Annotated in this window: 22 protein-coding genes; 11 read left to right on the top strand and 11 right to left on the bottom strand. The window is 70.8% G+C overall.

All coding sequences use genetic code 11. From position 1 onward, the window contains the following. Nucleotides 1-44 precede the first annotated feature (44 nt). Genes QF035_RS36560 through QF035_RS36550 form a run of 3 tightly spaced genes read left to right on the top strand, consistent with a single transcriptional unit; the run spans nt 45 to nt 2,124 of the window. Nucleotides 45-1,124: a DUF6081 family protein gene (locus tag QF035_RS36560; protein ID WP_307525091.1), complete on the top strand. Its 1,080-nt coding sequence runs from the start codon at nt 45-47 to the stop codon at nt 1,122-1,124. Beyond that, entirely contained in the window at nt 1,121-1,666 is a 546-nt protein-coding gene (locus QF035_RS36555; protein ID WP_307525089.1) for a lipocalin-like domain-containing protein, read from the top strand. Before QF035_RS36560 ends, QF035_RS36555 begins: the two co-directional genes overlap by 4 nt. Continuing rightward, complete coding sequence (locus QF035_RS36550; protein ID WP_055613718.1) at nt 1,666-2,124, top strand: PPOX class F420-dependent oxidoreductase; 459 nt, start codon at nt 1,666-1,668, stop codon at nt 2,122-2,124. The genes QF035_RS36555 and QF035_RS36550 overlap by 1 nt, the downstream gene beginning before the upstream one ends. A 113-nt stretch (nt 2,125-2,237) precedes the next feature. On the opposite strand, the gene QF035_RS36545 is transcribed toward QF035_RS36550, so the two are convergent. Next, nucleotides 2,238-3,302 carry an aldo/keto reductase gene (locus QF035_RS36545; protein ID WP_307525087.1) on the bottom strand — a complete coding sequence of 355 codons (1,065 nt, stop codon included), beginning with the start codon at nt 3,300-3,302 and terminating at the stop codon, nt 2,238-2,240. Nucleotides 3,303-3,305: 3 nt separating this feature from the next. Then, nucleotides 3,306-3,773, bottom strand: coding sequence for a nitroreductase/quinone reductase family protein (locus QF035_RS36540; RefSeq protein WP_307525085.1), 468 nt, complete (start codon nt 3,771-3,773; stop codon nt 3,306-3,308). Nucleotides 3,774-3,908: 135 nt separating this feature from the next. Between QF035_RS36540 and QF035_RS36535 the strand changes: the two genes are divergently transcribed. Further along, nucleotides 3,909-4,583 carry a TetR/AcrR family transcriptional regulator gene (locus QF035_RS36535; RefSeq protein ID WP_307525083.1) on the top strand — a complete coding sequence of 225 codons (675 nt, stop codon included), beginning with the start codon at nt 3,909-3,911 and terminating at the stop codon, nt 4,581-4,583. Nucleotides 4,584-4,660: 77 nt separating this feature from the next. Continuing rightward, on the top strand, nt 4,661-5,803 hold the full coding sequence (locus tag QF035_RS36530; RefSeq protein WP_307525082.1) for an acyl-CoA dehydrogenase family protein: 1,143 nt from the start codon (nt 4,661-4,663) through the stop codon (nt 5,801-5,803). 148 nt (nt 5,804-5,951) lie between these two features. Here the strand turns inward: QF035_RS36530 and QF035_RS36525 are convergent, their stop codons facing one another. The 6 genes from QF035_RS36525 to QF035_RS36500 all read right to left on the bottom strand — a co-directional run bounded on the left by QF035_RS36525 (nt 5,952) and on the right by QF035_RS36500 (nt 11,639). Beyond that, a complete protein-coding gene (locus QF035_RS36525) occupies nt 5,952-6,902 on the bottom strand; it encodes an MBL fold metallo-hydrolase (RefSeq protein WP_307525080.1) in 951 nt (316 codons plus the stop codon). Next, a complete protein-coding gene (locus QF035_RS36520; protein WP_307525078.1) occupies nt 6,899-7,894 on the bottom strand; it encodes an aromatase/cyclase in 996 nt (331 codons plus the stop codon). The genes QF035_RS36525 and QF035_RS36520 overlap by 4 nt, the downstream gene beginning before the upstream one ends. A gap of 57 nt (nt 7,895-7,951) precedes the next feature. Beyond that, nucleotides 7,952-8,743, bottom strand: a complete 792-nt coding sequence (locus QF035_RS36515) for an SDR family NAD(P)-dependent oxidoreductase (RefSeq protein WP_055613724.1) — start codon at nt 8,741-8,743, stop codon at nt 7,952-7,954. Nucleotides 8,744-8,761: 18 nt separating this feature from the next. Continuing rightward, the gene (locus QF035_RS36510; RefSeq protein ID WP_307525074.1) at nt 8,762-9,016 is read right to left on the bottom strand and encodes an acyl carrier protein; all 255 of its coding nucleotides are present in this window, start codon (nt 9,014-9,016) and stop codon (nt 8,762-8,764) included. A 74-nt stretch (nt 9,017-9,090) separates the two neighbouring features. Next, a complete protein-coding gene (locus tag QF035_RS36505; protein WP_307525072.1) occupies nt 9,091-10,377 on the bottom strand; it encodes a ketosynthase chain-length factor in 1,287 nt (428 codons plus the stop codon). Next, entirely contained in the window at nt 10,374-11,639 is a 1,266-nt protein-coding gene (locus QF035_RS36500; RefSeq protein WP_266740359.1) for a beta-ketoacyl-[acyl-carrier-protein] synthase family protein, read from the bottom strand. Before QF035_RS36500 ends, QF035_RS36505 begins: the two co-directional genes overlap by 4 nt. 177 nt (nt 11,640-11,816) lie before the next feature. Between QF035_RS36500 and QF035_RS36495 the strand changes: the two genes are divergently transcribed. Beyond that, on the top strand, nt 11,817-13,025 hold the full coding sequence (locus QF035_RS36495) for an acyltransferase domain-containing protein (RefSeq protein WP_307525069.1): 1,209 nt from the start codon (nt 11,817-11,819) through the stop codon (nt 13,023-13,025). Here QF035_RS36495 and QF035_RS36490 read toward each other — a convergent pair. Further along, nucleotides 13,007-13,261, bottom strand: coding sequence for an acyl carrier protein (locus tag QF035_RS36490; RefSeq protein ID WP_055613729.1), 255 nt, complete (start codon nt 13,259-13,261; stop codon nt 13,007-13,009). The two genes, QF035_RS36495 and QF035_RS36490, sit on opposite strands and share 19 nt — an antisense overlap. A 121-nt stretch (nt 13,262-13,382) precedes the next feature. Here QF035_RS36490 and QF035_RS36485 point away from each other — a divergent pair, with 121 nt between their 5' ends. Then, complete coding sequence (locus tag QF035_RS36485) at nt 13,383-13,901, top strand: nuclear transport factor 2 family protein (RefSeq protein ID WP_307525066.1); 519 nt, start codon at nt 13,383-13,385, stop codon at nt 13,899-13,901. Between the two features lie 4 nt (nt 13,902-13,905). Further along, nucleotides 13,906-14,637, top strand: a complete 732-nt coding sequence (gene cofC, locus QF035_RS36480) for a 2-phospho-L-lactate guanylyltransferase (RefSeq protein WP_307525065.1) — start codon at nt 13,906-13,908, stop codon at nt 14,635-14,637. Between the two features lie 3 nt (nt 14,638-14,640). On the opposite strand, the gene QF035_RS36475 is transcribed toward cofC, so the two are convergent. Together QF035_RS36475 and QF035_RS36470 are read right to left on the bottom strand one after the other, a co-directional pair. Further along, nucleotides 14,641-15,123 carry a MarR family winged helix-turn-helix transcriptional regulator gene (locus QF035_RS36475; protein ID WP_307525063.1) on the bottom strand — a complete coding sequence of 161 codons (483 nt, stop codon included), beginning with the start codon at nt 15,121-15,123 and terminating at the stop codon, nt 14,641-14,643. A 93-nt stretch (nt 15,124-15,216) separates the two neighbouring features. Then, nucleotides 15,217-15,699, bottom strand: coding sequence for a hemerythrin domain-containing protein (locus tag QF035_RS36470; RefSeq protein ID WP_307525061.1), 483 nt, complete (start codon nt 15,697-15,699; stop codon nt 15,217-15,219). A gap of 437 nt (nt 15,700-16,136) precedes the next feature. Here QF035_RS36470 and QF035_RS36465 point away from each other — a divergent pair, with 437 nt between their 5' ends. Genes QF035_RS36465 through QF035_RS36455 form a run of 3 tightly spaced genes read left to right on the top strand, consistent with a single transcriptional unit; the run spans nt 16,137 to nt 19,833 of the window. Further along, on the top strand, nt 16,137-16,913 hold the full coding sequence (locus tag QF035_RS36465) for a class I SAM-dependent methyltransferase (RefSeq protein WP_307525059.1): 777 nt from the start codon (nt 16,137-16,139) through the stop codon (nt 16,911-16,913). Next, nucleotides 16,910-19,570, top strand: coding sequence for an SUMF1/EgtB/PvdO family nonheme iron enzyme (locus QF035_RS36460; protein WP_307525056.1), 2,661 nt, complete (start codon nt 16,910-16,912; stop codon nt 19,568-19,570). The genes QF035_RS36465 and QF035_RS36460 overlap by 4 nt, the downstream gene beginning before the upstream one ends. Next, nucleotides 19,567-19,833: a hypothetical protein gene (locus QF035_RS36455; RefSeq protein WP_307525054.1), complete on the top strand. Its 267-nt coding sequence runs from the start codon at nt 19,567-19,569 to the stop codon at nt 19,831-19,833. The genes QF035_RS36460 and QF035_RS36455 overlap by 4 nt, the downstream gene beginning before the upstream one ends. Nucleotides 19,834-19,844: the final 11 nt, after the last annotated feature.

The following is a 19,844-nucleotide window of genomic DNA, read 5'->3' as shown; positions in this document are numbered from 1 at the left end:
GCACGGACGCACCGCTGGACACCCCGAGGAAAGGAGCGGCTTCGATGCCGCGCAGAACGTTCGTCTCCCGGCACGGCCTGCTGCTCGCCGCCGCCGCACTCGGCACCGTCATGACGACGCCGGGAACCTCCACCGCCAAACCGGGCAGCCGTGGCTACCGGATGGTCTGGGACGACTTCGCCGAGGGGTTCCGCACCGAGGGCGAGGGCGCCCGGTGGTTCCACGTGGCGGGCGGTCCCTACCGGGCCGACGACGGCATCGTCACCACCCGCCCGGGCGAGCTGTCCGTGCGGGCACGCGGCAGCCACCCCGCGACCGGCGAGCCGGCGTTCACGCAGACCATCCCCGCCGAGAACCCGGTCGGCATGCCGGGCTCCGGGGACCACGCCAAGTTCATCGCGTACACCAGTCACACCGCCTCCAGCGGCCACCCGGGTTTCGACGCCCACGAGGGCTACGAACTCCTCTTCGAGACGCGGCTCTCCGGCCGGACCTACGGCACCGCCGACCACACCTTCGGGGACGCGGTGCGGGATCCGGAGGACGATCTGCGGCTGGCCTCCGCGATGATGCTGACCACCGACCCGGAGACCTCCGTCTCCTTCGACTTCGTGGTCACCAACAAGCGGATCTACGCCTGGTACGGGCGCCCCACCTTCCTGCGCGGCCAGTTGGGCGACTACGCCTCGTTCGCACACACCGTGCCGCTGGTCGCACGGCGGCCCGGCGACAGCCACGACTTCGGCATCGCCTACGACCGCGCCGCCGGAGTGGTGCGCTGGCTCATCGACGGCGAGGAGCACTTCCGGGTGGACCGCATCGGACACCGTCTCGACCGGTCCACGGCAACCCTGGACGAGGGCGGCGAGGAGACGCTGGTCAGGCCGAGGCAGCTCAACGCCGGGCTGGGACTGCTGACCCTGCTGGACGCGTCCTGGCCCACGGACAAGGGCCTCGTACGGCTCTCCGCGCGCAAGCACACCACGTACTACCGGCCCTCGGTCGGTGCGCCGCAGGAGCAGACCTTCGCCGACGAGGACAGCACCGACGCCGGGCGGCTCTTCGGACAGGGCGCGGCCGTGCGGCTCGGCTCCTACCGCGTGACCAGCAGGCGCTCGCGGTGACGCCGGAAGAGGTCGTCGGAGTGTGGCGGCTGGCCTCGTACACGGAAGTGGGCGAGGACGGGGGCACAGTGCCGGGGCCGTTGGGCGAGGCACCGGCCGGGCTGCTGATCTACACCGCGGACGGCCATGTCGCGGTGAGCATGATGAAGACCGGGGACGCCCCGGCCCTGGAGACCTACATGGGCTACTCCGGGCACTGGCGGCTGGCCGGGGACCGGATGACGCACCGGGTCCAGGTCAGCGCCCATCCGCGGATGGCGGGCACCGAACAGATACGCCGCGTCACGCTCGACGGCGAAACGCTGTCGCTGCGCGGCACGGCCGTGACACCGGTGGGGGGCCGCGCGCCGGAACGCGTACTCACCTGGCGGCGCGCGAAGCCGGACGGCATCGCAGCCGACGGCATCACATCCGACCGCATCGCGGCCGACAGCACGGCATCCGGCAGCACGGCGTCCGACAGCTCAGGGTTCGACAGCACAGAGTCCGACAGCACGGCGTCCGACGAGACGGCGGAACAGCAGGAGAAGGAGACGCACTGATGCCCAACTACGTGGACGCGCCCGAGGGTTGGTGGCGGGAGTTCATCATGGCCGATCCGCCCAGGACCGCGAAGGCCTCGGTGGTCCGCAAGGACGGCAGTCCCCATGTCGTCCCGGTCGGAGTCATCATGGACGGCGACGACATCATCTACACGTGCCAGAAGGACAGCGTGAAGGGCCGCTCCCTGCAGCGGGACGGCAGGATCGCGATGCTGTGGGACGACGAGCGCCCGCCGTTCTCGTTCGTGCTGGTGCGCGGGCGGGCGACGCTCAGCGAGGACATCGACGAACTGCGTGCCTGGACCGCCCGGATCGGTGGCCGGTACCACGGCAAGCGGCGTGAGGAGGAGTTCTCCGAGCGGTTCACCATCCCCAACGGCGTCGTGGTCCGGGTGAAGGTGGAACAGATCGTCGCCAAGGTGAATCTGTCGGAGACCGTGAACGTGAAGGACTCGTAGCCCTCGCTGTGTCCCTCCCGGGGCCGATGCGGTGACACAACAGTGCGGCGGAGCGGGCCGGTTGGCCGCTCCGCCGCACTGTTGGTCGAGGCGCCGTACTTCCGGTGGAGCGCTCAGGCGGCCCCGTACCGGTCGTCGGCCGGCGCCCGTCGCGCGGTCGTCCGCAGGTCGTCGACCTGCTGCCAGCGGTCGCCGTAGATGGCGTCCCGCATGGCCGGGAAGCGCAGGAAGTCGTGCGGGAAGCCCGGCTCCACGCGGCTGATCCGTTCCAGGCCCGCCAGCCAGTCGTCCTGCAGCACGGCGTCGACGGCCCCCAGGTTGTCGGCGAGCTGCTCGGGCTTGGTGGCGCCGAGGATCGGCACGACGTTTCCGGGCCGGGACAGCAGCCAGGCCAGCGCCACCTGGGCGGGGCTGACTCCGGCGGCCTCGGCGACCCGCACGGTCTCCTCGACGACGTCGTCGCCGGGGCCGGTGCCGCCCTGTCCCCAGGCCACGTGGTCCAGCCGCCCCTCCTCGGAGCGCAGGTACTTGCCGGTGAGCCGCCCGTCGGCCAGCGGGCCCCAGGCGAACACCGGCAGGTCGAAGGCGTGGGCCATCGGGAGGAGTTCACGCTCGACGGTGCGCTCCAGCAGGTTGTACCTGATCTGCAGTCCCGCGAAGGGCGACCAGTCACGCAGTTCGGCCAGGGTGTTGGCCTGGGCCACCTCCCACGCGGGCCAGTCGGACACCCCGACGTAGAGCACCTTGCCCGCGCGCACCTGGTCGTCCAGCGCCCGCATCACCTCGGGCACCGGGGTGAGGGTGTCCCGGGCGTGCACCCACAGCATGTCCACGTGGTCCGTGCCGAGCCGGCGCAGGCTCGCCTCCAGGGAACGCACCAGGTTCTTCCGGTGGTTGCCCGCGGAGTTCAGGTCACCCGGCCGCGTCTGCATCGTGTACTTGGTGCTGAGGACGAACTCGTCGCGGCGTCCGGCGAGCAGCTTGCCGAGCGTCGTCTCCGCCGATCCGTCGCCGTACTCGTCGGCGGTGTCGATGAAGTTGCCGCCGGCCTCGGCGTACTGGTCGAAGATCCGCGCGCGCGTCGCCTCGGGGAGCTTCCAGTCGTCGCCGAAGGTCATGGTGCCCAGCGCCAGCCGGGAGATCCGGACCCCGGTCCTGCCGAGAAGCGTGTAGCGCACGGCTCAGTCCTTCCGGCTCAGTATGACCAGGGGGATCTTCCGTTCGGTCTGGGCCTGGTAGGCAGCGAAGGCCTGCACCTCGGCGGCGGCCTCGGCGAAGAGGCGGTCGCGCTCCTCGCTCCCGGCCGGCACCTCGGTCGCGATGGCCGAGTAGGTCTCCTGGCCGGTCTCGACGGTCACCCGGGGATTCACCTTGATGTTGTGGAACCAGGCGGGGTGGGTGTCCGCCCCGCCGTTGCTGCCGAAGATCAGCAGGCTGCCGTCGGCCTGGGCGAAGAAGAGCGTGGGCACCGTGCGCACCACGCCGGACTTCGCGCCCTTGGTGGTGAGCAGGATGAGCGAACCGCCCTCGAACGGACCGCCGACCTTGCCGCCGTTCTGCCGGAACTCCTGCATGACCGGGAGGTTGTAACTGCCCGGGTCTCCTTCGGCGGGGGTGGTGGGCGCGGGGTCGAACTGGTCAGCAGCCACGGGGACTTCCTCTCGGCGAGACAAACGGAAACTTCTCCATATCGGTACGCGCGCCGAGCCTAAGCGGAGAGACTTCCGTATCGCAAGCAACGACCTCGTACGCCACTGGAGAGGGGCCGAACTATGCTCACGGCCATGGCCGCAGCCCCATCCGAACGCGCCGACGCGGTGCGCAACCGACAGAAGATCCTGGCCGCGGCCGCCCGTCTGGTGGCCGCCGGAGCCGCTGAGCGGCTCTCCCTCGACGAAGTGGCCCGGGCGGCGGACGTGGGCGTGGGCACGGTCTACCGCCGCTTCGGCGACCGCGCCGGACTGGTCTTCGCGCTCCTGGAGGAACAGCATCAGCTGTTCCGGGCCCGGGTGGTGGAGGGCCCGCCTCCCTTGGGGCCGCGGGCCGACGCCGGTGACCGGCTGCGTGCCTTCCTGCACGCGCTCGTCGACCTCTCCGTCGGGCAGCGGGAACTGCTGCTGCTCGCCGAGTCCAGTTCGCCGCCCGCGCGTTACCTCAGCGCCTCCTACGACTTTCAGCACGCGCACGCCGGCCGGCTGATCGCCGAGCTGCGCCCGGATGCCGACGCGGACTTTCTGGCGGACGCGCTGCTGGCCCCCTTCGCGCCCAGCCTGATCGACCACCAGTGCCGGGTCAGGGGCTTCTCGCCGGAGCGGATCAAGGCCGGCTTCGACCAGCTCCTGCGCAGCACGCTGGAGTCGGGAGCGGTGACGGCGGCCGCTGTCGAGCCGACCTCCAGCCGCCTTCCAGCGGAGGCCGGGACCGTGGCGGACGACGGGTGCGCGAACGCACGCCGCTGACGGCATGGCCGCCTGGAGCGCGACGTCCATGCCCACGGCTGCTTCCCCGCACGACGCGGTCCATGGGAGGCGCAAGGATGCTGGACACCGAGGAACTGGCCCAACAGGCCGCCGAATCCGCGCGAGGGGCCGAGGAGGCCCGCAAGCTCGACCCCGACGTGGTCAAACTGCTGGTCGAGGCCGGCTTCGCCCGGCACTTCGTACCCCGGGAGTGCGGCGGCTCCGAGGGCACCTTCGCGGAGCTCACCGAGGCGGTGGCGCGGGTCGGCGCCGCCTGCCCCGCCACCGCCTGGTGCGCCTCGCTCGCTGCCAACCTGGGCCGGATGGCGGCGTATCTGCCCGCCGAGGGCTACCGGGAGGTGTGGGCGCAGGGGCCCGACGCGCTCGTCGTCGGCTCCCTCTCCCCCTTCGGGAAGGCCGCCCCCGCGGCCGGCGGCTGGACACTGTCCGGGCGCTGGCCCTACATCAGCGCCGTCGCGTACGCGGACTGGCTGCTGCTCTGCGGCACGCTGCCCGACGGGGCCGGGCCCCGGGTCTTCGCGGTTCCCCGGGACGAGGTGGAGGTCGTGGAGAGCTGGGAGAGCGTCGGCATGCGGGCCACCGGCAGCCACACGGTGGTCGCCTCCGACGTGTTCGTTCCCGAGCGGCGCGCCTTCGCCCGGGCCGACCTGCTGACGGGCCGCCCCACGGCGTCCACGGCGGCCTGTCACACCGTGCCGCTGGAAGCTGCCAACGGTCTCTCCTTCGCCGGGCCGCTCCTTGGCGCCGCCGAGGGCGCGCTCGGCCAGTGGTCGGCCTACGCGGTGGTCAAGGCGCGCTCCGTACTCCTGCGGCCCCAGGCGCCGGGCCCCAGCCGCGAGGCGCTCGCCGGCGTGCTGGCCCACTCGGCCGGTGAGACGGACGCCGCACGGCTGCTCCTGGAGCGGTGCGCGCGCGTCGCCGACCTGGGCGCGGAGGTGACTCCCGAGCAGACCCGGCGCAATCTGCGCGACACCGCCCTGTCGGTACGGATGCTGGCCTCCGCGGTCAACCGGCTCGCGGCGAACGGCGGCACCACGGGTTACGGGGAGAGCGCCCCGCTGCAGCGTTACTGGCGGGACGTCAACACCTCGGCCACCCACGTGGCGCTCCAGTTCGAATCGGCGGCGCTCGCCTACGCCGAGGGACGGCTGTGGACCACGGAGACCACGCAGACCAGCGGTCCGGCAGCGGCGCGGTAGCGGCCACGCAACGCGGACAGAGCCGGCCGGCCCCGGGAGACGGGGCCGGCCGGCTCTGTCACGGCAGTTCGGGCGGGATGTGGGACGCGTCGGCGCGGCGGTGGTGAATTCACCACCGCCGCGCCGAGTTGTGCTGCCAGTACGGCTCTCAGGCGTGGGAGAGGGGAAGTACACCCCCGTTGTACTCGACCATCTCGCCGAAGACCGACACGACGTCGAGGGCGCTGCCGAGCTCTTCGCCGGCCAGTTCCGCGTAGGCCCGGTGCAGGTTGGCCGGCAACCGCTCGGGATCGCGCAGGTCGCCGTAGGGACCGGGTCCCGTCTCGCGGGCGAGCTGGAGGGGGGTGAGTCCCGCCGCCCTGCCCTTGGCGGCAAGTTCCGTCAGCCAGTGGAAGTACTCCTCGGTCTGTGTCAGCGCCTCGGGGCCGCTGACGGGTCCGTGGCCGCCGACAACGGTCAGCGGGTCCAGCTTCCGCAGGAGTTCCAGGGCGGCGAGGGACCCGGCGACGGAGCCCATCAGCACGAACGGCGTACAGCCGGGAAGCACGACGTCGCCGGCGAACAGCACGCGCTCCTCGGGCAGCCACACCAGCGTGTCGTTGGTGGTGTGCGCGGGGCCCGGGTGGATCAGCTCGATCCGGCGCTCCCCCTGGTGGAGGGTGAGCCCCTGGCGGTACGTCAGGTCGGGCAGCATCAACTCGATGCCGCCCCACTCGACGTCGGGCCACAGCGCGGTCAGACCGAGTCCGGCGGCCGCCATCTCCGTACGGGTGCGCTCGTGCGCGACGACGACGGTGCCCGGGCCCGCCAGTACGGCGTTGCCGAAGGTGTGGTCGCCGTGGAAATGGGTGTTGACGATCAGCCGCGGGGACTCGGGCGTGAGCCCGCCGAGGGCGGCCCGCATGGCCCGCGCCCGCTCGTGGGTGGCGGCCGTGTCCACCAGCACGGGTCCGCCGCCCCGCCCCGGTTCCAGCAGGATGCCCGCGTTGCTGACGCACCAGCCGCCGTCGGGCTGGATGTACGCGAACACGCCGTCCGCCAGCTCTTCCAGCCTTCCCGGGGTGGCGGTCCGGGCCCCGGTCACGGTGCGGCCACTCACGCGGCGGCCCCCTGCCCGAGATGGCTCCGGGCCGTCCGAAGGGTGCCCCGGCTGTTGGCGCCGATGATGTCCCGGGCCCTGAGGAGGGCCTGGGCGATGGTGGTGCCCGGTCCGAAGACGCTCTCCACGGCGGCGGGATCGAGGGCCACCGTGTGCCGGGCGGTGACCAGGGTGCCCTCAGGACCGCTGCTGAAGAGCCACTCGCCGGAGTGGGCCAGCAGTCCGCGCGGCGGGGTGGTCTGCTTGTAGACGATCCGCTCGCCCTCGAAGCACAGCCGCACCGACTGGGTGGTGTGCTTGCTGCCGTCCGCGGCGGAGGTCTCCATGTCCATCGTCTGCACCTCGGCGCCCGCGGTGGCGGCCTCCGCCGGGGTGGTCTCCAGGTCGAGCCCGGCCACGTGCGGCAGCCGCTCGGGCCACAGATCGGCGCGGTACAGGAAGTCGTAGACCTCCGCTGCCGGCGCGGCTATGAGTTCGTCGTCGCTGAAGCTCAGGATCAGCTCGTCCGGCTCCTCGGGGCGTTCCGCCCAGGACCGGAGCGCCCCGATCTCTACTGTGCTGTTGGAGTCCAGCGCGGCGGCGATGCGGTCGGCCGCGCCCGGATCGCCGTCGGTGGTCCACCGGTGCCCCAGTTCCAGCCGCCCGGGGCTGCCCGGCGAGGCGTCCTGGAACCGCCAGTGACCCGACATCTCGGTGAGCGGCGCGGCCGGGGTCTCCTGTGCGAAGTCGATCCGGTTGCCCGCCGGGTCGAGCACGCGCCGCGAGGTCCAGCTGCGCACCCCGTTGCCGACGACCGCCCAGAGCCTGATGCGCTGGATGTCGCCGGTGCGTTCCAGTTCCTGGGACCAGATGCAGGGCGCGAAGAGCAGCGGCCAGCGGCCGACGTCCTCGATGAGCGCGTAGGCGCGGCGGGCCGACGCGGCCAGCTCGGTCACGTGCTCGGCGCTGCGGGTGGGGCTGTCCGCGGTCCTCTCGTGCGTCTCCGTGTCCACGCGGTGGTTCTCCTCAACCTCAGTGATGTGCGAGATCTCAGTGATGTGCGAGGCGGCTCAGTAGTTTCCGAGGCCTCCGCAGACGTTGATCGCCTGCGCGGTGACGGCCGCCGCCGCGTCCGAGACCAGGTACGCCACCATGGCGGCGACCTCGTCGGGGTCGGTGTAGCGGCCGAGGGGGATCTTGGCGTTGAACCGCTCCAGGACCTCGTCCTCGGTGGTGTTCCAGATACGGGCGTAGTGCTGGCGCACGTTGCCCGCCATGGGCGTCTCCACATAGCCGGGGCAGACCGCGTTGACGGTGATTCCGCTCTTGGCCAGTTCGAGGCCGAGGGCCTTGGTGAACCCGACGACGCCGTGTTTGGAGGCCGAGTAGGGCGCGCCGAACACGACGCCCTGCTTGCCGCCCGTGGAGGCGATGCTGACGATCCTGGCGCGCTTCAGCTCACGCATCCGGCCGGTGGTCAGCACCTGCTTGGTGACCAGGAAGACGCTGTTGAGGTTGGTGTTGATGACGTCGAACCAGAGCTCGTCGGGGATCTCCGCGGTGACGCCGCCGCCGCTGCGCCCGGCGTTGTTCACCAGGACCTCCACAGGACCGAACCGGTCGACGGCGGACTGGACGAACCGCTGCACGCTCTCCGCCGAGGTCACGTCGCACACGGTTCCGTCGGCCGTCACACCGCTCTCCTGGAGCTCCTTGACGGTCTGGGTGAGGGCTTCCTCGTCCCGGGCGCAGAGGTAGACGGGGTGTCCGAGCGCGCCCAGGGAGGCCGCGACGGACCGTCCGATGCCCCGGGTCGCTCCGGTGACGACGGCAGTGCCCCGGGGTGCCTGTACCTGCTCCATGGTGTCGGGCCCGTTCTCTCAGGCGGCCTGGGCCGCGGCGTGGTTGACCCGGTCGAGGAACTCCCGGGGCGTCTCGATCCCGGTGACCTCCTCGTCGGTGAGCTCGACCCCGAACCGGTGCTTCATCAGGGCCGCCGTCTCCAGCAGCGCCAGCGAGTCGTAGCCGAGGTCGGTGAAGGGCAGGTCCAGGTTCTGGCCGGTGAGCGTGACGTCGTCGTCGGCGCCGGCGCACTCGGTGAGCACGAGGACCAGGTCGTCGAGGGTGATGGTCATGAGGTGAACTCCTCGCGTACGGAATCGGATGGGGGTGGGGGTGGGGGTGAGGTGATGCCAGTGGAAAGCGGAGGTCAGGCGGTCTCGGGCGAGCGGACCACGACCGCGGCGTTGAAGCCGCCGTGGCCGCGCGCCAGCACCAGCGCGGTGCGCAGCGGCGCCTGGCGGGGTGTGTCGCGCACCAGGTCGAGCCGGTGCTCGGGAACGGGGCGGTCGATGCCCGCGGTGGGCGGGATGACGCCGTCGCGCAGGGCGAGCAGGGCGGCGGCCACGTCGAGCGGGGCCCCACCGCCGAACAGCCGGCCCGTGAGGGTCTTGGGGGCGGTGACCGGCACACCGTAGGGGCCGAAGAGGGCGCGCAGTGCCGCGGCCTCTTCGTCGTCGGCCGTGGGCAGTCCCGCGGCGTCGGCGAAGACCACGTCCACGTCCTCGACGCCCAGCCCGCTGTCGGCGAGGGCGAGTCGTGCGGCGCGTTCGAGACCGGGAGGGCGTCCGGAACCCGGCCGGGGCGAGAAGGTGGCCGCGTATCCGGCGATCTCGCCGTACACCCGGGCCCCGCGCGCACGGGCCGCCGTCTCCTCCTCCAGTACGAGCATCGCGCCCCCCTCGCCCGGCACTTGACCGGCGGCGCGGGTGTCGAAGGGCAGGTAGGCGGTGGCGGGGTCGTCGGAGCGGGAGAGCCGGCCGCTCGCGAGGTGGGAGACCAGGCCCCAGGGGTCGAGGGAGGAGTCCATGCCGCCGGTCAGCGAGAGCTTGACGCCCTGCCGCAGTGTGCGACGGGACTGGCCGATGGCGTCGAGTCCGCCCGCCTGTTCGGAGACGAGGACGCCGCTGGGTCCGCGCAGTTTGTGGCGGATGGAGAGCTGGCCGGTGTTGACCGCGTAGAACCAGGCGAAGGACTCGTAGACGCTGACCTGCTGCGGGCCCTGGGTCCACAGTTTGCGGATCTCCCGGTGGGTGAACTCGAATCCACCGGTGGCGTTGGAGGTGACCACGCCGCAGCCGTACTCGCCGTATCCGTCCTGTTCCGCCAGTTCGGCGGGGTTCGCGTCGGCGTCGGCCAGCGCCTCGGCCCCCGCGACGAGGGCCAGCCGGGTCACCCGGTCGGTCTGCGGCAGCAGTCGGCCCGGGATGTGCTCGGCCGCTTCGAACCCCGCGATCCGCCCGACCAGCCGGGACGGGTAGCGCGAGGCGTCGTAGTCGACGACCGGCCCGATACCACTCGTGCCTTGCAGCGTGGACTGCCACCACTGCTCGGTGCCGAGGCCGTTGGGGGCGGCGACGCCGATGCCGGTGATGACGGCGGTCGGCCGCCCGGTGCGCTCAGGGGTCTCCTGGGCCGCGGGAGTGGCCAGTGTCATCGCGTGGTTTCCTCTCGGGTGATGACCATGGCGGACTGGAAGCCGCCGAAGCCGCTGCCCACGCTGAGGACGGCGTCCACGCCGTGCTCCCGGGCCTCGTTCGGTACGTAGTCCAGGTCGCATTCGGGATCGGGCTCGTGAAGGTTGGCCGTGGGGGGAACGGCACCGTTCTCCATGGCCAGCGCGCAGGCGGCGATCTCGATGGAGCCGATGGCGCCCAGGGAGTGCCCGACCATGGACTTGATGGAACTGATCGGCACCTCGTAGGCGTGCTGCCCGAGGGTCTCCTTGAAGGCGGCCGTCTCGTGCCGGTCGTTCTGCTTGGTGCCCGAGCCGTGCGCGTTGACGTAGTCGACGAGGTCGGGGTTGAGCCGCGCCTGGTCCAGCGAGTGCCGGATGGCCTCGGCCATCTCGTGGCCGTCCGGCCGCAGACCCGTCATGTGGTACGCGTTGCAGCGGGTGGCGTAGCCGCCGATGACCCCGTAGACATGGGCGCCCCGGGCCCGCGCGTGCTCCAGTTCCTCCAGGACGAACATCGCGGCGCCCTCGGCGAGTACGAAGCCGTTGCGGGTGCGGTCGAAGGGCCGGGAGGCGTGCTCGGGGTCGTCGTTGCGGGGCGTGGTGGCCTTGATGGCGTCGAAGCAGGAGACGGCGATCGGCGAGATCGGGGTGTCGGCCGCCCCGGCGATCATGACGTCGACGGTGCCCTCGGCGATGAGGTCACGCGCGTAACCCACGGAGTCCAGCCCGGAGGTGCAGCCGGTGGAGACGACCGTGGCGGGGCCTTCGGCGCCCACGGTCCATGCCACCTCGGCCGCCAGGGAACTGGGCACGAAGGCATCGAAGAGGTGGGGCGAGACATAGTCGCTGTCCACCTCCCACAGCCGGCCGCTGTCGCTGAGGACGAGGTATTCGCGTTCCAGTCCCGTGGTGCCGCCGACGGCGCTGCCGACGCTCACCCCGGTGCGGTGCGGATCGAGTTCCACGAATTCGAGGCCGCTGTCCGCCATGCACTCCCTGGCGCTGACGACGGCGAACTGCGCGGCCCGGTCCAGCCGCCTCGCCTCCCGCGGGCTGAGCCCGGACCGCTGCGGATCGAAGTCGACTTCGGCGGCGACCTGTGAGCGGAAGCGGGAGGGGTCGAAGAAGGAGATGGTGCGGGTGGCGGTGCGGCCCGAGACCAGGAGATCCCAGAACGCCTTCTTGCCCACCCCACCCGGCGCGACAACGCCTATCCCGGTGATTGCGACACTTCGGTTCACTGTCCTGCCCCTCGTTCGGCTGCCTTCGACTGTCGGCGCAACCCCTTGACCACGGCTCGAATTCGACTGGCGGCCCCGTCTCGCCGGGTCCAGCGGTGGTCCACTCCAGGTCGAGACGGGTCGGACAGGCTCGGCCCGCCCGCCGGAGGTGCCGGGGGCCGAGGCAAGGGAGGTCCCGTGGAGCGCCGTCGAAGTGTGCTGCTGCTGCCCGGACAGGGTGCGCAGCGGGAACGTATGGCCGCCGGACTGTACGGCGCGCGGGAGGAGTTCACCGCGCCCATGGACGAGTTCTTCGGCCGGCTAGGCACGACCGGCGCACGGCTGCGGTCGGCGTGGCTGCGCCCCGCGCCCAACCCGGAGCTGGACGAGTCGGCGGTGGCGCAGCCGCTGCTGCTCGCCGTGGGTCACGCGCTGGGACGTGCGGTGGGCGCGGCGGCGGAGCCTCCCGCGCTGCTGCTCGGGCACAGTGTGGGCGAGCTGGCGGCGGCCTGCCTGGTGGGCGTCTTCGATCCGGCGGACATCGGCGCGCTGGCCGCCGCCCGCTCCCGGGCGCTGGAGGGTACGGGGTACGGCGGGATGCTCGCGGTGGCGGCGTCGGAGGGGCAACTGGCAGAAGAGCTTGGGGGTTTCGGCGAAGGGGCGGAACTCAGCGGTTCTGCCGAAGGGATGGCCGTCGGAGTCGACGGGGTGACCGGGTCGGGGACAGCCGACGGGGTGGCTGTCGCGGGGGTGACCGCGGCCGGGGTGGCCGACGCGAGGGTGGCCGACAGGGCGGCCGTCGCGAGGGGGGCTGCCGGGACGGCCTTCGCCGGGGTGGCCGTCGCGGCGCTCAACGGGCCGCGTCAGACGGTGCTGGCGGGCCCGAGGGAGGCGCTGGCCGCCGTGGAGCAACGGCTGCGGGACCGCGGGTTCCTGGTGCGCGCGCTGCGTTCGGGGCACGCCTTCCACAGCCCCGCCATGGAAGGAGCCGCGCTGCGCTTCGCCGAGGCACTGGCGGGTTTCGGGCCGCGTGCTCCCCGGGCGGCCGCCGGCACGGTGGTTTCCACCCGCACCGGGGTCGCGGTGACCGCGGAGCAGGCGCGGGATCCGCACTTCTGGGGCGGGCAGTTGGCCGCCCCGGTGCGGTACTGGCCGGCTCTGCGGGAACTGCTGGACACCTTGGGGAGGCGGCCGGGTCTGCTGCTGCTCGACGGCTCCGCGGACCGGAGCCTGAGCGCCCCCGCCCGGCACCACCCCGCGGTGCGGGACGGCGCCAGCGAGGTGGTCCCCCTGCTGGCCGTCGGCCGGGACGCCGGTGGCCCGGCCGACGCGCGGGTGTTCGCCGAGGCGTTGCACCGGCTGGGGGAACAGCGGGACCACACAGGGGATCACACAGTGGTGAGCTGACCTTGGACGTACTGGATGAGGGCGGCGGGGGTGGTGAGTTCGTCGAGCTGTTCGTCGGGCACGCTGACCTTGAAGTCGTCCTGGATGCGGGTCACGATCTCGTACACGGTGAGCGAGTCGAAACCGAGGTCGGTGAACTCGGTGTGCAGCGTGGAATCCTTGATCTCCTCACTGGTGGCTCCGTCGAAGCAGGCGTTCACGACGCTCTGGAACTCGGTGATGGTGAATTCAGCCATGCGGCACACCCTGTGCGGTCGCACTCGACGGCTGCTGGAGACCGGCTCGACGGCAGGGGGACTCCGTCGGCTCCGCCGCCGCTCGATCCGGCCTCCAGTAGGCGCCCACAGCATCGCCACCATGACGACTGAAGAGACGACGACCACTGACGCGGCAACAATCACTGACGCGACGACGATCACGGACGCAACGACGAAGAACGCTCCCAAGCTCCCCTCCGCCGAGCTGTACGTGGAGGTGACACAGTTCTACGCCCGGCAGATGCACCGGATGGACGGGGACGACTTCGGCGGTTTCGGCGCCACGTTCGTCGCGGACGCGGAGTTCCGCCTCGCGGGCGGCACCGTACTGACCGGCCCCGAGGCGATCGAGGCGGGCGCGCGGGCGGCGGCGGGCAGGTTCGACGGCGCGCAGCCCCGGCACTGGTTCGACATGATGACGGTCGAGGAGGCCGACGACGGCACGGTGTCCACCAGCTACTACGCGACGGTGACGGTCACTTCCGCACAGGGTGCCGTCCTGGTGGAGCCGACCTGCTTCGTCCGGGACACCCTGGTCCGGGTGTCCGGTGTGCTGCACGGCCGGTCCCGGGTCATCGAGCGGGACGACCTCGTGGTGCGCGCCCGGACGCAGGGCTGAGCACGTGTGGTCGGTGGTACTCCCGGTCAAGTCGTTCAGCAGGGCCAAGAGCCGGCTCGCGGCGGGGCTGGGGCCGTGGCGCCAGGAACTGGCCCACGCCTTCTTCCTGGACACACTGTGGGCCGTACGGAACACCGAAGGGGTCCGTACGGTCGTGGTGGTGACGGCCGATCCGCTGGCCGCCTCACAGGCCCGCACCCTGGGCGCGCTGGTCTGCCCGGACGCACCCGATCCCGACCTCAACGACGCCATACGCCTGGGGGCCGCCAAGTGCCGCTCGGTGGGCCCCGAGGGTCCGGTGGCTGTACTCACCGCCGACCTCCCGGGCCTGCGTCCACGCGAACTGGAGCATGTCCTGCGCGCGGCACGGAATCATGATCGGGCCTTCGTCGCCGACCACACCGACGAGGGAACCACCGTCCTGACCGCGCTCACCACCGCCGGCCTCGCACCCGCCTTCGGCCCCGACTCCGCACACCGGCACACCTCACTCGGGGCGTTCCCCGTCGACATGCCGAGCGACTGCGGCATCCGGCTCGACGTGGACACCCCGGAGGACCTGGCGCGGGTGGCACTGCGAGGGGTGGGCCCGTACACGGCGGCGCTGTTCCGCCTGCGAAAGGCGAGGTATCCGGCGGCGGCCGACCCCGTTCAAGGATTTCAGGGCGCTCAGGACGTCCAGGACGTCCAGGACGTCCAGGGCGTTCAGGGTGCTTCGGCGACCGCTTCCTCGTAACGTTCAGGGTGCTTCGGCGACGGCTTCCTCGTAGCGCTGGATCGCCCGTACGAAGGTCGCGCGGTCCTGCGGACTGAGGTCGTCGAAAACCTTGCGCCAGGCCGTGGCCCCGCTGGCCAGCCAGGCATCGACGGCCGCGCGGGTGGTGGGGTCCTCGGTGAGCGAGACGATGCTGCGTCGACGGTCGTCGGGATCGGAGCGGCGCTCCACGACCCCCTCGCGCTGCAGATCGCTGACCATCAGGCTGACCGTAGTCGGCGCGACCTCCAGCCGCGCGGCGAGGTCCTTGACGGACGTGGGCCCGTCGAAGATGAGGCAAGACAGCAGGGAGAGATGTCGGGGCGCCAGCCGCAACGAGCGCAACTGCTCGGGCACGGGGGTGCGCTTGGCACGGGAGACCAACCGCGGCAGGGTGACCAGCATCGCCCGAACCGCCTCTTCGGCGCTGAGACGACTACCCGCCTCCGGCTCCGTCTCCTCTGACATCGCTTCGACCTCCAGGTCCGCCACGGTACCGGACGGTGGGGCGGGGCTGTCGTACGAGGTGGGGACGGTACCGGACCGTGGTGCGGCGCCGTCCTAGGAGGTGGAGCCGGGCGGGGTCACCCCCAGGGCGGGCAGCAGGTACGTCTCCTCGTAGACGAAATGCTCCTCGATACCGGCCACGGTCCGCTCCAACTCCCCCCGCAACCAGTTCACATCCTGCCCGTCGTCACTCTCCACGAGCTTGGTGAGCCGGTCGAGCCCCGCGGCAACCTGCCGATGCTCCTCCCGCAACCGCTCAATGACGGGGGCGATCTCGGGATAACGCTGCTCGAAGACGGGGAAGGCGCCATCCTCCATGGTGTGGTGGTGATGCAGCCCGAGGCAGTACTCGAGGCAGCGGGCGCGTAACTGCTGCACGAGGGAGACACCGTCGCCGTCCCCACCCACGGCCTCCGCGAGCCCGCCCTCCTCGTCGAGCGCGGCCCGCAACGCCGCTAGCTGCGCACGCAGTTCCCGATGCCCGACGAGCAACTGCCGCCCGGCGGCTTGGCTGTCGATGTGCTGAGGAACTGGCATGGAGACCCTCCAGAACAGTTTGTTTTCAAAGCAAACTCACCCTGAGATTACAGAGGCTCCCGGACTGCCGTCAATCACTCAACTGCCCGACCCGTCCGGCCCTAGCGGGCCCACCTCGCGGCGGATCACACCACGGAGACGCAGAGCGAGACAGAGGGAGCGGTCCAGTGCGGGTTCGTTGTCCATCCTGGACGCGACGGTGGTACGCATCTCGCTGCTGAACTCGGCAAGTTCGTCCTGGCTGAGCCAAAGGGCATCGCGACGACGGCGCTGCGCGAGACGCATGCAACCGCCCAGCCACTGTCGCATTACGCACTGTTGCCGTTCAGGCACCCGCGATAGCCTGACGACTTCCGGCAAGGACGCCACGAGCTGCGTGGACGAACGGCACAACGCAGCAGAGCACAAGCGGTGACACACGGGGCACGAGGGGGATCGTGGAGCGGCGCGACGCGCGTGGGCACTACGAGGAGCTGGCAGCCGAGTACGACGAGCACTGGGTCTACGGTCCCGACTACGTTCCCTGGATGTCCGGCCGGATCGTCGAGGCGTTGCGGCTCCGTCCCATTGACCGAATCGCCGACATCGGCTCGGGCACCGGCCTGTTCGCCAAGGAAGTAGCCAGACAGGTCCAGCCACGCCGTCCTCTTCTCTGCGTCGATCCGTCCGAGGCGATGCTCCGTCGGCTGGGCACACCGCCGCCACCCGATCTGACGCCGATCGTCGCGTCCGCCGAGGACATTGCCGAGCAGCGCGCCCACCTGCCGTACGAGCAGCTCGACGCGATGTGGTTGAAGGAGTCGGTGCATCATGTGGCCGACCCCGCGCACACGCTCCAGGGCCTCAGCGACCAACTGGCCCCCGGAGGCCGTCTGCTGGTGGTGATGCTCCCGGCCACCATCCAGTACCCACTCTTCAAGGCGGCCCTCGACCGTTTCGAGGAGCTGCAGCCGAACCCGGCCGTCATCGAGCGGCATCTGCGCGCGGCAGGGCTGCAAGCCGAACTCACCCACGTCGAGCACGAGTTGCGTATCGGCAGGGACAGGTACCTCGGCATGGTGCGTGCCCGCTATATGTCTCTGCTCTCCACCTTCAGTGACAACGAGATCGAGAAGGGCATCGAAGAGATGCGCATCGCTCATCCGGAGCCCGTCCTGGTGTTTCCCGACCGGTTCACGTTCATCCTCGGGCAACGGCGAGGTGGGAACACGTGAGTACCGTGGTCGACGAACGGCTGCGGCGCCTACGGAGCGAACTCGACGATCACTCGCGGATCGCCGATCGGCTGGGGCTCGATCTGGAACGGCCGCTGAGGTCCCTCAACGACGGTTATCCCGAGAACGCCGTCGCCCTCATCGGCAAACTGACCGAGAAGTTACTCAAGGAGCTGTGGCGTCACCACGGCATCGAGGGCGACCCCTCGACCAAGGCCCTGAACGACCTCGTCAAACGCTGTCGTCCGCACATCCGGAGCAGCACGGTCATCGACGCGCTCGAAGACATCCGGCGGCTCCGCAACCGGTCCACACACGACGGGTACGACATCAGCGATGAGGACGGACTGCTGGCGGTCCGCAGGCTCGTCGACGTGCTGGTCTGGTTCACCGACACCGGGAGCGCGGCGCTTCTTGGCGGTGAACCGGACATGGCGCCCGAGGTGGCGCGCCGTTGCGAGTTCCTGGCCGGGCTGTACGTCACCCTCGGCTACCGGCAGGCCAAGCGGTTCGTCCTCAGCCCCGACACCGTGTATCAACTCTTCTGCCGCGAGTCGGGTATGCGCCTGGAGTACGTGGAGCTGATGCTCTCCAGGGACGCGGACGATCTGAGCACCGTCCTTGCCGCGAGCGGTGGCGAGCTGCTGCGGACCCGGCTGCCCAAGCTCACCCGGTTCGTCGTAGTGGACGACGACGGCGGTGCGGCGCCCGGCGCCCTGCATCGGATGCTGGGCCTGGACTTCCGGATCGTGCGGTACGACGGTTTCGTCGACACCATCGTCAGTCTCGAGACGCACCTCGCTGACCTCGCTTCGGCGGACTACCCTGCCGAACCGCGGACCGCCGTTGCCGCAGCGGCTCTGACCACGGATCCGCACACCGGTGAGTCGAAGGTGGAGCGGTCCGGAGACGCGGCTGAGTTGCTGGCGCGCCTCGCGCGCGGCAGCGCGAACGTCCTGGTCACCGGTCGCCCGGGCAGCGGCAAGAGCACGCTTCTGCGCTCCCTGGCCGTCAACCCCGAGACCCGCCGATTCCGCTTCTACTTCGACCTCGGTCTCAAACCGAAGGACGAACCGTTCTCCGAGTACGCGGGGCGCATCCTGGCGCCGTCTATGGCCTCGGAACGCTCGCGTGCCTACGACCTGTTCCTCTACCTGATCCGTTCGGGGACGGCGTTGTGTGTGCTCGATGCTGTCGACGAAGGTGTCGAAGAGGCCAGCCCCGCAGGGTTCCTGCGGCTCTTCGCGGATCTCGCAGCCGTTCTGTCCGCCGAATCGGCGGTGGTCATGAGTTCGCGGGTGTCCTTCCTCGCGGACTCGCCCCAGGTGCGTCAGCTGCTGGACAGCGGTGCAGGCCGCTCGGAGCAGTTGGTCGAGCAGATGTACGCGAACGGCGTCGACCCGTCGCGCGTCCCGCACTTCCATGTCGTACGCCTGGTCGAGCCTGATTCCACGCCACTGGAGAAGCGTCTGAGTGCAGTGCTGGAGCTTCCGCCGGGGCGGACGCTCGCGGAGATCCTCGGCGCACACATCACGCGGACGCTGACCGAGCGTGGGCGGCCCGAACTGGAGCAGCAGCTGCCGGCCGCGTTCGGACCTGCCTTCCTCACCGACCGGACCGTCTTCTCTCTCCTCGACCTGCACCGGCAGCTGGGAGCAGACGCCTTCACGGACGGACGCCTCGAACTCGACGCGTGCGTTCTCGCACCGCTGCTGCGCCCTGCCGGGCCGGATCACGTCGCGTTCATGCACACTGCGTACCAGGAACTGCTGGCCGCCCGACATCTTGCCGGACCCGCGAGCCTGGACGCGGCAGCCGATATTCCCGACGGCGCCTTCCTCACCGAGCAGGTGCGTGCCTTCCTCGCCGGAATGCCCGGCAGCCCAGGAACGGACGACTGCGTACTGCCCGCGGGGGCGTACCTGGTCGGTCCGGCCGAACGGCTGCTGATCCGTAACGTCCAGCGTCCTGTTCGCTTCGACCGCCATGCGGTGACCGTCGCCCACTACCGCGGCTTCCTCGACGCGCTCGAATCGGACGGCACGTCGCAGTGGGACCACCCCGACCAGCCCGCCCACGTCACACACCACCCTTGGACCGACCGGCTGCGCCGCCCCGACTACTACGAGAACTCGCGCTACGACGACCACCCGGCCATCTGCGTCAACTGGTGGAGCGCGTACGCCTACGCGGCATTCGAAGGCAAACGTCTGCCGACCTCTCTCGAATGGGAGGCGGCCGCACGCGGCACCGACGGGCGGCTGTTCCCCTGGGGCGACATGCCCGACAGCGCTCGCGTCAACTGCGCCGACTCGTGGGTCGGCCGACCGGTGGTGACGTACCAGGCGTGGTACCGGGACTTCGCGGACGACGCCGTTCGCCGGGCCGGGGTGACCCCCGTCGGCGAACATCCCGGCAACCGCTCCCCGTTCGGTGTCCTCGACATGGTGGGCAACTGCTGGGAATGGACCTCCACCAGCCTGACCGATCCCGGCGAGGCGGTCATCTGCGGCGGCAGCTACGACAACCCGATGCGCGCGGTGCAGGCCAGCACCAAAGGCATCTACCGAAAGCGTGGCGGAAGCAACGCGGTTGGCTTCCGGTGCGTGCAGGACATCGTCGCCGACACCACTGGAGAAGAGGAGCCGACGGTATGAGTGGCGGCGGACCGCGGCAGGGAACCATCGTCGACAGGCGACCGAGCGGCGGGGGACCTAGTGGCGCGCTCGGCTCCTACATCATCCGGGACGACGAGGACAAGCGGTATTACGGCTTCGACTACCGGCAGATCGTGACCGAGGGATTCCGGACCGTCCGCACAGGCGAACGCGTCCGCTTCCACGTCAGCGCCGAAAGCCCCGACCGGGCGGAGTTCGTCATCCGCCTCGACCAGCCCGAAGCTGCCGAGTACTACGGATGACCGCCGGTGTT

This window comes from Streptomyces umbrinus, from assembly GCF_030817415.1.
Lineage (GTDB): Bacteria > Actinomycetota > Actinomycetes > Streptomycetales > Streptomycetaceae > Streptomyces > Streptomyces umbrinus_A.
Note: the sequence above shows the minus strand (reverse complement) of the source record. Positions and strands in the feature narration are given on the sequence as shown.